Source organism: Micromonospora echinaurantiaca (genome assembly GCF_900090235.1).
Taxonomy (GTDB): Bacteria; Actinomycetota; Actinomycetes; order Mycobacteriales; family Micromonosporaceae; genus Micromonospora; species Micromonospora echinaurantiaca.
The window spans coordinates 3,933,211-3,945,822 of the sequence record NZ_LT607750.1; the positions used below are offsets into that span (position 1 = coordinate 3,933,211).

The 12,612-nt window shown below is 75.3% G+C and carries 12 protein-coding genes; 1 reads left to right on the forward strand and 11 read right to left on the reverse strand.

The annotated features are described in order from the left end of the window. Positions 1-20 precede the first annotated feature (20 nt). On the reverse strand, positions 21-1,292 hold the full coding sequence (locus GA0070609_RS17645) for a cytochrome P450 (RefSeq protein WP_088994790.1): 1,272 nt from the start codon (positions 1,290-1,292) through the stop codon (positions 21-23). Positions 1,293-1,320: 28 nt separating this feature from the next. Beyond that, the gene (locus GA0070609_RS17650) at positions 1,321-2,175 is read right to left on the reverse strand and encodes a LysR family transcriptional regulator (protein ID WP_197700166.1); all 855 of its coding nucleotides are present in this window, start codon (positions 2,173-2,175) and stop codon (positions 1,321-1,323) included. A gap of 78 nt (positions 2,176-2,253) precedes the next feature. On the opposite strand from GA0070609_RS17650, the gene GA0070609_RS17655 reads away from it, so the two are divergent. Then, positions 2,254-2,976: a CTP synthase C-terminal region-related (seleno)protein gene (locus tag GA0070609_RS17655; RefSeq protein ID WP_197700167.1), complete on the forward strand. Its 723-nt coding sequence runs from the start codon at positions 2,254-2,256 to the stop codon at positions 2,974-2,976. A 115-nt stretch (positions 2,977-3,091) separates the two neighbouring features. On the opposite strand, the gene GA0070609_RS17660 is transcribed toward GA0070609_RS17655, so the two are convergent. The 9 genes from GA0070609_RS17660 to GA0070609_RS17700 form a co-directional block, all read right to left on the reverse strand. Further along, positions 3,092-4,075 carry an AAA family ATPase gene (locus tag GA0070609_RS17660; protein WP_088994792.1) on the reverse strand — a complete coding sequence of 328 codons (984 nt, stop codon included), beginning with the start codon at positions 4,073-4,075 and terminating at the stop codon, positions 3,092-3,094. A 266-nt stretch (positions 4,076-4,341) separates the two neighbouring features. Beyond that, on the reverse strand, positions 4,342-6,438 hold the full coding sequence (locus GA0070609_RS17665) for a primosomal protein N' (RefSeq protein WP_088994793.1): 2,097 nt from the start codon (positions 6,436-6,438) through the stop codon (positions 4,342-4,344). A gap of 59 nt (positions 6,439-6,497) precedes the next feature. Next, positions 6,498-7,691: a methionine adenosyltransferase gene (metK, locus tag GA0070609_RS17670; RefSeq protein ID WP_088994794.1), complete on the reverse strand. Its 1,194-nt coding sequence runs from the start codon at positions 7,689-7,691 to the stop codon at positions 6,498-6,500. A 90-nt stretch (positions 7,692-7,781) separates the two neighbouring features. Next, on the reverse strand, positions 7,782-8,990 hold the full coding sequence (coaBC, locus tag GA0070609_RS17675) for a bifunctional phosphopantothenoylcysteine decarboxylase/phosphopantothenate--cysteine ligase CoaBC (protein ID WP_088994795.1): 1,209 nt from the start codon (positions 8,988-8,990) through the stop codon (positions 7,782-7,784). Between the two features lie 14 nt (positions 8,991-9,004). Further along, positions 9,005-9,271 carry a DNA-directed RNA polymerase subunit omega gene (rpoZ, locus tag GA0070609_RS17680; protein WP_013285517.1) on the reverse strand — a complete coding sequence of 89 codons (267 nt, stop codon included), beginning with the start codon at positions 9,269-9,271 and terminating at the stop codon, positions 9,005-9,007. A gap of 38 nt (positions 9,272-9,309) precedes the next feature. Further along, positions 9,310-9,852, reverse strand: a complete 543-nt coding sequence (locus GA0070609_RS17685; protein ID WP_088994796.1) for a nucleoside/nucleotide kinase family protein — start codon at positions 9,850-9,852, stop codon at positions 9,310-9,312. A 25-nt stretch (positions 9,853-9,877) separates the two neighbouring features. Beyond that, positions 9,878-10,195, reverse strand: coding sequence for an integration host factor, actinobacterial type (mihF, locus tag GA0070609_RS17690; protein ID WP_088994797.1), 318 nt, complete (start codon positions 10,193-10,195; stop codon positions 9,878-9,880). 178 nt (positions 10,196-10,373) lie between these two features. Further along, positions 10,374-11,210: an orotidine-5'-phosphate decarboxylase gene (gene pyrF / locus GA0070609_RS17695; RefSeq protein WP_088994798.1), complete on the reverse strand. Its 837-nt coding sequence runs from the start codon at positions 11,208-11,210 to the stop codon at positions 10,374-10,376. A gap of 76 nt (positions 11,211-11,286) precedes the next feature. Then, positions 11,287-12,561, reverse strand: coding sequence for an adenosylmethionine--8-amino-7-oxononanoate transaminase (locus tag GA0070609_RS17700; protein WP_088994799.1), 1,275 nt, complete (start codon positions 12,559-12,561; stop codon positions 11,287-11,289). Between the last annotated feature and the right edge of the window lie 51 nt (positions 12,562-12,612).

The window sequence follows — 12,612 nt, forward strand, 5'->3', positions numbered from 1 at the left end:
ACGAACTGGGCCGTACCAGTCTACGGAGTGCCGGGACGGCGCCCGGCCGGCGTACCGCGATCGGTGCCCGGCGCCACCGCCCCGACCCGCACCGGCAGGGTGTCGTAGCCGCGCAGGGTCAGCCGGGTGCGGTGCCGCGGCTCGCCGGCCAGGGCCAGGTCGGGCAGCCGGCGCAGCAGCAGCGGGAAGGCGACCTGGGCCTCCAGCCGGGCCAGCCCGGCGCCGAGGCAGTAGTGCGGGCCGGCCCCGAACGACAGCGGCTGCTGCTGCGCCCGCCACGGGTCGAAACGGGCCGGCTCCGGGTAGCGCCGGGGATCCCGGTTGGCCGCGCCGAGCAGCAGCAGCGCCCAGCTGCCGGCCGGCAGCTCGACCCCGCCGACGGTCGCCGGCGCGGTGCCCAGCCGGCTGGTGAGCTGCACCGGCGAGTCGTAGCGCAGCACCTCCTCGACATAGCCGGGCGCGAGGTCGGGCCGGGCGCGCAGGGCGTCGGCCTGGCCCGGGTGGCGCAGCAGCACCACCAGGCCGTTGCCGAGCAGGTTGGTGGTGGTCTCGAAGCCGGCGACCAGCAGCACCACCAGGTTGGCCAGCAGCTCGTCGCCGGAGAGCCGGGCGCCGTCGGCGTCGTGCGCCTGCACCAGCGCGGTGGTCAGGTCGTCGGCCGGGACCCGGCGGCGGGCCGTTACCAGCTCCGCGAAGTACGCGCTGAGCTCGCCCGCGCCCCGGTCGGCGACGGCCAGCTCGGCCGGGGTGATCTCCGGCTCCAGCACCCCGGTCAGGTCCGCCGCCCAGCGGCGGAACAGCGGCCGGTCGGCGGCCGGCACGCCGAGCAGCGCGCAGATCACCCCGACCGGCAGCGGGTAGGCGAACTCGGTCATGAAGTCGACGGGCTCACCGGCGCGGCCCCGCTCGCACATCGCGTCGACCAGCTCGCCGGCCTGCGCGGCGACCACCTCACGCAGCGCGGCGACCCGGCGCGGGGTGAACGCGCCGGAGGCGAGCCGGCGCATCCGGCTGTGGTCCGGCGGGTTGGTCCGCAGCATCGACCGGGAGATCGAGGTCACCGCCGGGCTCTCCCGCCAGCCGGGCCAGAACTGGTCGCGCAGCGCGTCGTCGAGCACCCCGAACCGCGGGTCGCGGAGGATCTCGTCGGCCTCGGCGTAGCCGGTCACCACGTAGTACGCCGGGGCCGCCTCGATCACCGGACCGTACCCGCGCAGCCGCTCGTAGGTCGGGTACGGGTCGACGCGCCCCCGCGGTGACATCAGCAGCGTCAGCGCCTCGGCAGCGTCCATGGCCGGCCTCCCCGATCGACGGACCTCATCATCCTCCCGATCCGCCCGGCGGACCATCCGCCGGCGCCGGGCGGAGCAGCTCGACCCGGTGCACCAGCCGTGGCTCCGCCAGCGCCACCCCGACCAGGTCGGCGTGGGCCCGCACCACCCCGGCCGGGAGCACGGCCAGCCCGTGCCCGGCGGCCACCACCGCCAGCAGGCCCGCGACGTCCGCGCCGAGGTAGCGCACGGCGGCGCGGAACCCGTCCGCGCCGGTGACCGCGCGCAGTTGCGTCAGCGGGGCGGCGACCTCCGGCGCGTCGACCCAGCGGGCGAGGGCCAGGTCCGCGAGCCCGAGGGCGCGGCGGGCGGCCAGCGGATGGGTTCGGGGCAGCGCCACCACCACCGGCTCCACGCCCTGCACCTCGACCCGGATCGGTCCGAGGTCGGCGCCGGGCAGCGGATCGTTGGGGGCGGCGAACCCGTCGCGCAGCCCGAGGTCGAGCTCGTCCGTCGCGACCCGGCGCGGCAGGTCGGCGCGGGTGGTGACGTGCAGCGTCAGCGCGCCGTCCCGCCCGCCTTCGGCGAGCCGGGCCGCCGCGGCCACCACCAGCGGGGTGGCGCCGACCCGCAGCGGCCCCGGTCGCGGGGCGGCCAGCCGGGTCAGGTCGGCCCGCGCCGCGGCGAGCCGGAGGAGGATCGGCTCGGCGTACCCGAGCAGCCGGATCCCGGCGGCCGTCGGCGCCACCGGCCGGCGGTCCAGCAGGCGTACGCCGAGATCGGCCTCCAGGGCGGCGATGTGCTGGCTGACCGCCGACTGGGTGTAGCCGAGTTCCGCGGCGGCCGCCGAGAAGGACCGGAGGCGGGCGACCACGGTGAAGGTGCGCAGCAGGTGCGGGTCCACGGCGGATAAGTGTTCCTGATCGGGCCAGTACGGATCATCGTTGGACGTGATCAGCCGGGGACGGCCACCATGGGCGGCATGACCGCCGCCGTTGCCCGGCTCGCCCTCGTCGGCGACCGCTCCCCCGCCGTCCGCTCGCACGTCCGGGTGCCCGCCCTGCTGACCGCCCTGCGCGACCGGCACGGCATCGACCTGGAGGCGTACTGGGTCCCCACCGAGGAGGCGGCGGCGAGCCGGCTCGCCGACTTCGACGGGATCTGGCTGCTGCCGGGCAGCCCCTACCGCAGCGAGGCGGGGGCGCTGCACGCCGTGCGCCGCGCCCGCATCGGCGGCATCCCGCTGCTGGCGACCTGCGGCGGGTTCCAGCACACCCTGCTGGAGTACGCCCGCGCGGTCTGCGGCCTGACCGACGTCGCCCACGGCGAGAACGCGCCGGACGCCGGGGAGCTGCTGATCGAGCCGCTGGCCTGCGCGCTGCACGGCCACGAGGGCCCGGTGGTCTTCACCGCCGGTTCGCTGGCGCAGCGCAGCACGGGCGTCGACCGCAGCACCGAGCGCTACCAGTGCGGCTACGGGCTGAACCCGCGCTACCTGGCCACCCTGGTCGAGCACGGCATCCGGTTCACCGGGCACGACCCGCAGGGGCAGGTACGCGTCGCCGAGCTGCCCGGCCACCCGTTCTTCCTGGCCACCCTCTTCCAGCCGGAGCTGGCCGGCGACGGCGACGAGCCGCACCCGATGGTGCGGGCCTTCGCGACCGCGGTGGCAGCCCGGCGGTCACCGACGGTCACCCCGGCCTGAGCCCGGCTCGCCGGTCGGCCGGACGACCCGACCGACCGGTCGCCGGTCGGTCCCGGACCGTCGATCGGCGGGATCGCCGCCGGCCCGCCCGTCGGTCGGGTCACGCCGGTGGGGCTCAGGCGCCCGCGCCCGGCTCCCCGGCCAGCACCGCGTCGCCGGCGTGCCGGGCGTGCTCCGGCAGCGGCAGCTCGATCTTGTGGGCGGCCTCCCAGTCGTAGACCACACCGGGCCGGACCTGGGCGGTGAAGTAGTCCACCGCGCTCATCCCGCCGACCACCGGCTCGTCGACCTCGGCGACCAGCTGCGCCGGCACCAGGTGGAAGCCGTTCTGCAGGGCGGCGCTGAGCCGGCGGTGCCCGTCGACGACGAAGAAGTACTCGCCGGTGTAGCCGATCTTCAGCGGCTCCAGCGCCTCGTCCCCGGCCGAGGCGACGTCCCCGACGAACTCGGAGTCCCAGAGGCCGCGCAGGGTGGCGATGTCCTCGGTCGGGTAGACCCGGGCCGGGTCGAGCAGCAGCAGCGGCGGCGCGTCGCGCAGCACGTCCGCGCCGAGCCGGCCCTCGTACGCGTCGATGATGTGCTCGACCACCTCGGCGGCGGACGCCCGGGTGGTGTCGCAGATCAGGTCGTAGTTGCGCAGCCGGGCCTTGTCCACCCCGTAGCGGACCAGGAACCGGCTCCGCTCGCTCTCGCTGCGCTCCTTCAGCTTGGCCCGGGCCTCCTCCAGCGAGGTGTAGCTCTCCGCCGGGCCGGACGGGCGGGCCAGCACCCGGCGGGCCGCCTCGGTCGGCTCGGTGATCATGTGCACCTTGACCGCGTCGGTGAAGAAGTGCCAGGCCAGCCGGGAGTCCATGACCAGGCGCTCGCCCGACGCCGCGATGTCCCGCTGGAGCTGGTCGACGTAGCCGTCGACCGCCTGGTCGAGCTCGGCGTGCAGGTTGAGCTGCAGCGCGGTCATCTGCCGCTGCTGCGCCATCTCGCGGTAGAGGTCGCCGACGCTGACCCGGCGCAGCCCCAACCGCTTGGCGATCTCCACCGACACCGTGCTCTTGCCGCTGCCGAGGTCACCGTTGAAGACGATCGACTGACGAACGGTCACGACTGGTCCACCCCTGATCACCGGCTGTTAGAGATCCCGACACCGCGCCGACCGACGCTTCGGCGCCACCGTCGCGCCGTCCTGCGGCAGGTCCAGCTCGGCGCGCCTGACGCCGCGCCGCGACCTGGAGCCGTCGTACGCCCGGGCATGACGGGCGATGCTATCACCTCATGGCCAGCGGTTTCCCGGACACCGGGTGCGACGGAAGCCCGGTGGCGCCCCGGATCCGCGGCCCGGCCGCCGGCGGCACGCCCGGGTCGGGGCACTCAGAACAGGGCCAGCGGGTCGACCTGGAGGCGGACCGGATCGGCGGCCTTGCGCGCGGTCCGCACCCCGGCGGCGGAGTGCAGCGCCTCGGCCAGCGCGGCGGCCCGGGCCCGGGGCACCCGGACCAGCATCCGCTCCCGCTCTGCGTCCGCCGGCACCGGCCCGAGCAGCTCGGCCTCGGCGGGCAGCCGCGCCTCGGCCAGCAGGTCGGCCACCGCCGCCGGCTGGCCGGTCACGCTGGCCATCCGCACCGCCGGCGGGAAGCCCAGTTCACGCCGCTCGGCCAGCTCCCGTTCGGCGAACCAGGCCGCGTCCCAGCGCAGCAGCGCCTGCACCGGGGCGAGCGCGCCGTCGGCGACGACCACCACCCGGCCGCCGGCCGGCCCCGGGCGGGCCAGCGCGGCGGCGGCCAGCCAGCGGCGCAGCGCCTCCTCCCCGGCCCGCAGGTCGGCCCGGGTGAGCAGGGCCCAGGAGTCGAGCAGCAGCACGGCGCCGTAGCCGCCGTCGGCGACCGGTTCGGCGCCCGGGGTGGCGATCACCAGTCCGGCGCCGCCGGGCACTGCGGCGAGCACCTCCTCCCGCCCCGAGGTGCGCACCGGCACGCCCGGGAACGCCCGCCCCAGCTCCTCGGCGGTACGCCGGGCGCCGGTGACCGAGGCGCGCAGCCGCCGTCCGCCGCAGTGCGGGCAGGCGTACGCGGCGGCGACCCGGCCGCACCAGCGGCAGGCGGGCGTGCCGGCGGCCGACGGCAGGGCGAGCGGGCCGGCGCAGTGCGGGCAGCGCGCCGGGCTCCGGCAGTCGGCGCAGGCCACCGCGGGCAGGTAGCCGCGCCGGGGCACCTGGACCAGCACCGGCCGGTCCGCCCGCAGCGCGTCCCGCGCGGTGGTCCAGGCCAGGCTGGGCAGCCGGGCGGTGGCGGCCTGCGGGTCACGCGCCAACTGAGGATCGTCGCCGGTCGGCGCTATCGCCGGCATCCGCGCCCGCACGGTGGCCCGGTCGGCCACCACCTCGCGGGCCCAGCCCGTCTCCACCAGCAGCTGCGCCTCGGCGGTGCGGGCGTACCCGCCGACCAGGGCGGCCGCCGCACCGAGCTGGGCGCGGGTGAGCAGCACCTCCCGGGCGTGCGGGTAGGGCGCCCGGGGCTCGGCGTGCAGGTCGTCGCCGTCGTCCCAGATGGCGACCAGGCCGAGCCGGTCGACCGGGGCGAACATCGCCGCCCTCGTGCCGATCACCACCGGCACGTCGCCGCGCCGGGCGGCGAGGAACGCCCGGTAGCGCCGGGCGGGACCGAGGGCGGCGGAGAGGCAGACGTGCCGGCCGGCGCCCAGGGTGGCGGTCAGCGCGGCGTCGAGGCGGTCCAGGTCGCGGTTGTCGGCGACCACCACCAGCGCGCCCCGGCCGCCGGCCACGGTCGCGGCGACCGCCTCGGCGTAGCGGGCGGGCCAGTCCTCCCCCGGCAGCGCCGACCAGACCGCCCGCGGCGCCCGGCCCTCGGTCAACGCCCGGAGCAGGGCCGGCCCGGCCGGGTAGTCCCGCCAGCCGTGCGGGTCGGGCGGGGCCACCGGGCCGGCGCTCTCTCCCCCGGCGCCGGGACCGGCCGGCTCCGCCTCGGCGACCGAGGCAGCCGATGCCGCCACGGCAGCCGAGGCGGCCGGTGGCGTGACCTCCGGACCGGCCGGGTCCGATGCCGCGTCCGGGCCGCTGCCGGGCGTCGGCGGAGCGGCCGGGCCGTCGCCGCCCGCCCCGGCGGCCCCGGCCTCAGCGGCGCGGGCGCGGACGTCCTTCTCCACCCGGGCGTGCCGGGGCGGCACGGCCAGCCGGAGCACGTCGGCGAGGCTGCCGGCGTACCGGTCGGCGACCGCGCGGGCCAACCGGGCCACCTCGGGCGCCAGCACCGGCTCCGGCGAAACCACCTTCTCCAGGTACGCCAGCCGCCCGGTGTGCCCGGAGTCGTCGCCCCGGGACAGCAGCCAGCCGTCCACCAGTTGGCCGGCGAAGCGGACCTTCACCCGCACCCCGGGCGTCGCGTCCGCGTTCAGCTCGGCCGGCACCAGGTAGTCGAAGGGCCGGTCCAGGTGGGCCAGCGGCACGTCCACACAGACGCGAGCGACCGGCGACCCGTCCGCGGGCCGCCGGTCGCTACGCCTGGTGCCGGTCAGGCTCCCGCGGCCGACTTGAGGTCGGCGGCCCGGTCGGTGCTCTCCCAGGTCAGGTCGGGCAGTTCCCGGCCGAAGTGGCCGTACGCCGCGGTCTGCCGGTAGATCGGGCGGAGCAGGTTGAGGTCCCGGATGATGGCGGCCGGGCGGAGGTCGAACACCTCGGTCACCGCCTTCTCGATCGAGGTGACCGGCACCGTCTCGGTGCCGAACGTCTCGATGAAGAGGCTGACCGGGTGCGCCTTGCCGATCGCGTACGCGACCTGCGCCTCGCAGCGCTCGGCCAGGCCGGCGGCCACCACGTTCTTGGCCACCCAGCGCATCGCGTACGCCGCCGAGCGGTCCACCTTCGACGGGTCCTTGCCGGAGAACGCGCCGCCGCCGTGCCGGGCGTAGCCGCCGTAGGTGTCGACGATGATCTTGCGGCCGGTCAGACCGGCGTCACCCATCGGGCCACCGATCTCGAACCGGCCGGTCGGGTTGACCAGCAGCCGGTAGCCCTCGGTGTCCAGCCCGAGGCTCTCCAGCTCCGGGGCGATGACGTGCTCGCGCACGTCCGGGGTGAGCAGCGACTCCAGCGAGATGTCCGCGGCGTGCTGGCTGGACACGACCACCGTGTTGAGCCGCACCGGGCGCAGCCCGTCGTACTCGATGGTGACCTGGGTCTTGCCGTCCGGCCGCAGGTAGGGGATGGTGCCGTCCTTGCGTACGGCGGCGAGGCGGCGGGCCAGCCGGTGCGCGAGCGCGATCGGCAGCGGCATCAGTTCCGGCGTCTCCGAGCAGGCGAAGCCGAACATCATGCCCTGGTCACCGGCGCCCTGCGCGTCCAGGGCGCTCTCCGAGGCGCCGGTGCGCAGCTCGAAGGCGTTGTCGACGCCCTGGGCGATGTCCGGGGACTGGTTGCCGATGGAGACGCTCACGCCGCACGAGGCCCCGTCGAAGCCCTTCTTCGACGAGTCGTAGCCGATCCCGAGGATGGTCTCCCGGACGATGGTCGGGATGTCGGCGTACGCCTTGGTGGTGACCTCGCCGGCCACGTGCACCTGGCCGGTGGTGATGAGGGTCTCCACCGCGACCCGGCTGTGCGGGTCCTGGCTGAGCAGCGCGTCCAGGATCCCGTCGCTGATCTGGTCGGCGATCTTGTCCGGGTGGCCTTCCGTGACCGATTCGGACGTGAAGAGGCGGCGTGTCACGGCACTCCTAAGTTATGGAAAAGTCGTTCCGCGGCAGTGTAGTCACCACCGTCCGCGCAGCGCGCGCTGGTCAGTGTTCGGTACCACCCGTCAGGAGGGACCGGCCAGCCGGGTCACCACGAGGTCCCAGACGCCGTCGGCCAGGTCCTCCTTCGACTGCTCGGGCATCCGGCTGACCGAGCCGTCCGCGCCGATGACGGTCGCCGCGTTGGTCTCGGCGCCGAAGACCTTGTCCGGCCCGACCTCGTTGATCACGATGAGGTCGGCTCGCTTGCGGGCGAGCTTGGCCCGGCCGTTGGCCTCGGCGTCGCCGGTCTCGGCGGCGAACACCACCAGCACCTGCTCCGGCCGACGGCGCTGGCCCAGCTCGGCGGCGATGTCCGGGTTGGTGACCAGCTCGATGGTGGGCGCGCTGCCGTCGTCCGGCTTCTTGATTTTGCCAGTCGCGTAGGTCGCCGGCCGGAAATCGGCCGGAGCGGCCGCCATCACCACCGCGTCGGCCGCCTCGGCCGCGGCGAGGGTGGCCTGGCGCAGCTCCTCGGTGGTGCCGACCCGGACCAGGTCCACGCCGGCCGGATCCGGTAACGCCACGTTGGCCGAGATCAGGGTGACCTGGGCGCCCCGGGCGACGGCGGTGCGGGCGAACGCGTAGCCCTGCTTGCCGGAGGACCGGTTGCCCAGGAAGCGGACCGGGTCCAGCGGCTCCCGGGTGCCGCCGGCGGTGACCACCACCCGGCGGCCGGCCAGGTCGGCCGGGGCGGCGACGCCACGGGTGAGGGCCCGGCGGGCGACCGCGAAGATCTCCGCCGGGTCGGGCAGCCGGCCCTTGCCGGTGTCCGCGCCGGTGAGCCGGCCGACGGCGGGTTCGATCACCCGCACACCGCGCCCGCGCAGCGTGGCCACGTTGGCGACGGTCGCCGGGTGCTCCCACATCTCGGTGTGCATGGCGGGCGCCAGCACCACCGGGCAGCGGGCGGTGAGCAGGGTGTTGGTGAGCAGGTCGTCGGCGAGGCCGTGGGCGGCCTTGGCGAGCAGGTCGGCGGTGGCCGGCGCGACCACCACCAGGTCGGCCTGCTGGCCGAGGCGCACGTGCGGCACCTCGTGCACGTCGGACCAGACCTCGTCGGCGACCGGCTGGCCGGAGAGCGCCGCCCAGGTCGGCGCCCCGACGAAGCGGAGCGCCGACGCGGTCGGCACGACCCGGACCCGATGGCCGGACTCGGTGAACAGCCGCAGCAGCTCGCACGCCTTGTAGGCGGCGATGCCGCCACCGACCCCGAGGACGATCCGGGCGGACATCGGCGCGGGGCGGGTTACGGCTGGTCGGTCGGCTCGGCGGTGAGCAGGCCCGCGTTGATCTCGCGCATGGCGATGGAGAGCGGCTTCTCCTGCGGGGTGGTCTCGACCAGCGGGCCGACGTACTCCAGCAGGCCCTCGCCGAGCTGGCTGTAGTAGGCGTTGACCTGCCGCGCGCGCTTGGCGGCGAAGATGACCAGGGCGTACTTCGACGTCGTCTTCTCGAGGAGCTCGTCGATCGGCGGGTTGGTGATGCCCTCGGGGTTGGTGGCGATGGATCCCACGAATTAACCTCTGCGTCTGGAGAACCGCTCGGACGCGGCTACGTCGCCCGACCGCTCAGCGGCGACCGGGCCGGAGCCGGTAATGAAGAACCGAGCAAGCCTACCAGCTCGGTGACCGCCCGCTCGGTCAGGTCGTGCACCACGACGGCGTCGGTCTCCGCCAGGGTGGCCGGCGCCGGCTGGAATCCGGGCGGCACGAGCAGGACCAGGCGGGCGTCGGGAAGCACTGCCCGGACGCCGATCGCGCCGGGCAGGTCGAGCGGGAGCAGCACCGGCTGCCCGGCGGCCAGCCGGGCGCGTACCTGCGCCGCGGGCGTGCCGCGCGCGTACGGGCCGATCCGGCTCCACTCCAGCAGCTCGCCGGCGGCGGCCATCCGGTCGAACTCGACCGGGTCGCAGAAGAGCCGGTCGGTGCCGGGCCGTTCGCCCGCGCGGGGTGGGCGGGTGGTGGCCGGCACCGGCGTCCACACGGCGGGAGAACGCGCCCGGACCAGCTCGACGACACTCTCCCGGCCGGTGCCCGAAGGTCCGGCCAGGACAGTGAGCCGAGCCGCCGGGCGCGCCTCACCTTCCGTGCTCACTGCTTGTTTCTACACGCCGCCACGCTCAGTTGGCGGAGAACTCTCCAAGCAGTGCCTTGCGCTGCTGCTCGCCGAGACCGCGCAGGCGACGGCTGTCGGCGATCTTGAGCTTCTCCATGATCTGGGTGGCCCGGATCTTGCCGATACCCGGCATCGCCTGCAGGACGGCGGACACCTTGAGCTTGCCGACGACGTCGTCGGACTCGGCCCGCTCAAGGACGGCTCCGAGGGTGGTCTTGCCCTGCTTGAGCTGCTCCTTCAGCTCAGCGCGGGCCTTGCGGATCTCCGCAGCCTTCTCGAGCGCGGCTGCGCGCTGCTCGGGGGTCAGTGACGGGAGCGGCACCAGTTCTCCTCAGGTCCCTATCGCGACGGGCGGGACGCACCGCCGCATCTGTGAAACGTGGTGTCGCTGTGAACCAAGGGGTCCGTGGTTCCCAGCGCGGGGAAAACTAGCGGTCAACGGAGCTTTCGGCAACGTGGGCGCGCCATGATCACCACAAAGTGACCGACCCGTCAGTCAGTCAACGGGCAGCCAGGGCGGCCCGGCAGTCGGCCAGCGCCCGGTCCGCGGCGGCCCGCAGCGCGTCGACGTCGGGGCCCGCGCCCAGCACCTCCCGGGAGTACGAGGGCAGCACCGTGGGCAGGCTGGAGCCGAAGACCAGGCGCAGGTCGGCCGGGGTGGCGCCCTGCGCGCCGAGGCCCGGCGAGAGCAGCGGACCGTTCACCGCGGACAGGTCGTGACCGGTGTCGCCGATGGTCGCCCCGACCACCAGACCGAAGCTGCCGAGCGGCTCCGCACCCGCGTTGAGCTGGGAAATCTCGTCGATCACGGTCTGCGCCACGGTCCGCCCGTCGGCCGCGCGGGCGCGCTGCACGGCGGCCCCCTCGGGGTTGGAGGTGAGCGCCAGCACGAAGACTCCACCGCCGTGCGCGGCGGCCAGCTCGAACATCGGAGCGAGCGAACCGACGCCGAGATACGGGCTGGCGGTGACCGCGTCGACATACAAGGGGCTGGATGGGTCGAGGTACGCGGCGGCGTACGCGGCGACCGTCGAGCCGATGTCCCCGCGCTTGACGTCAAGCAGAACGAGCGAGCCGGAATCCCGTAACTGTCGGATAGTTGACTCAAGAATTTCGACCCCGCGCGCGCCGAACCGCTCGAAGAAGGCCGACTGGGGCTTGATCACCGCAACCCGGTCACCGAGCGCTTCCACGACGGTCCGGGCGAACCGGTCGAGCCCGGTGACGTCGTCGGGCAGCCCCCAGCGGGCCAGCAGCCCCGGGTGCGGGTCGATGCCCACGCAGAGCGGGCCCCGTTCGGTCACGGCCCGGTGCAGGCGGGCGCCGAAAGTCTCCACGTGTCGTCCTCTCCTCGCTCCTCGCGCGGGCCGCGTCGGCCGCCCGCGTACCCGGCCGTGGGTTCCCGGACCGGGCTCAGCCGGCCGCCACCGCCGCCGCCACGCCGGCCGCGATCCGGGCCAGGTCGGCGTCGTCGGTGACGTACGGCGGCATGGTGTAGACCAGGTCGCGGAACGGGCGCAGCCAGACGCCCCGCTCCGCCGCGGCGACGGTGGCGGCGGGCAGGTCCACCTCGTGGTCCAGTTGCACCACGCCGATCCCGCCCAGCACCCGCACGTCAACCACCCCCGGCGCGCCGCGCAGCGGCTCCAGGCCGGCCCGCAGCCCCGCCTGGAGCCTCGCCACCTGCCCCGCCCAGTCTCCGGCCCGCAGCAGCCCGATGGAAGCGTTGGCGACCGCACAGGCCAGCGGGTTGCCCATGAACGTCGGGCCGTGCGCCAGCACGCCGGCCGCCGAGATGCCCCGGGCGATCTCCGAGGTGCACAGCGCGGCGGCCAGGGTGAGGTAGCCGCCGGTGAGCGCCTTGCCCACGCACATCACGTCCGGCGCCACCCCGGCGTGCTCGGCGGCGAACATGGTGCCGGTCCGGCCGAAGCCGGTGGCGATCTCGTCGAAGACCAGCAGCACCCCGTGCTCCCGGGTCACCTCGCGCAGCACCCGCAGGTAGTGCGGGTGGTGGAAGCGCATCCCGCCGGCGCCCTGGACCACCGGCTCGACGATCACCGCGGCCAGTTCGTGGGCGTGCCGCTCGACCGCGTCGACCAGCGCCGCCTCGTAGGTCGGGTCGGGCGGGGTGTCGAACCCCCCCGGCGGCGCTGGGGCGAAGACCTGGCGGGGCAGCACGTCGCCCCAGAGGTGGTGCATGCCGCCCTCGGGGTCGCAGACGCTCATCGGGTGGAACGTGTCGCCGTGGTAGCCGCCCCGCCAGGTGCCCAGCCGGCGGCGCTCCGGCCGGCCGGTGGCCCGCTGGTACTGCAGGCACATCTTCACCGCGACCTCGACGCTCACCGAGCCCGAGTCGCAGAGGAAGACGTGTTCCAACCCGTCCGGGGCCAGCTCGACCAGGGTCTGCGCCAGCCGTACCGCCGGGGCGTGGGTGAGCCCGCCGAACATCACGTGGCTCATCCGGCCGAGCTGGTCGGTCACCGCCGCGTCCAGCACCGGGTGCCGGTAGCCGTGGATCGCCGCCCACCACGACGACATCCCGTCGACGAGTTCCCGCCCGTCCGCCAGCCGCAGCCGCACCCCCTCCGCGCCCTCGACCACGTAGGGCGGGCTGGCCGGCGGGAGCGCCGCATACGGATGCCACACGTGCGCCCGGTCCCCGGCCAGGATCTCCTCGGGTGTCACGTGCGCTCCCTCGTAGCCTCGTCGAACGCGCTGCCAGTGGTCCCGACCTCG

Excerpts from the sequence above, each read along its gene's own strand:
- GA0070609_RS17655 (WP_197700167.1), top strand. The coding sequence starts at position 2,254 with ATGACCGCCGCCGTTGCCCGGCTCGCCCTCGTCGGCGACCGCTCCCCC.
- coaBC (WP_088994795.1), bottom strand. The coding sequence starts at position 8,990 with ATGTCCGCCCGGATCGTCCTCGGGGTCGGTGGCGGCATCGCCGCCTAC.
- GA0070609_RS17645 (WP_088994790.1), bottom strand. The coding sequence starts at position 1,292 with ATGGACGCTGCCGAGGCGCTGACGCTGCTGATGTCACCGCGGGGGCGC.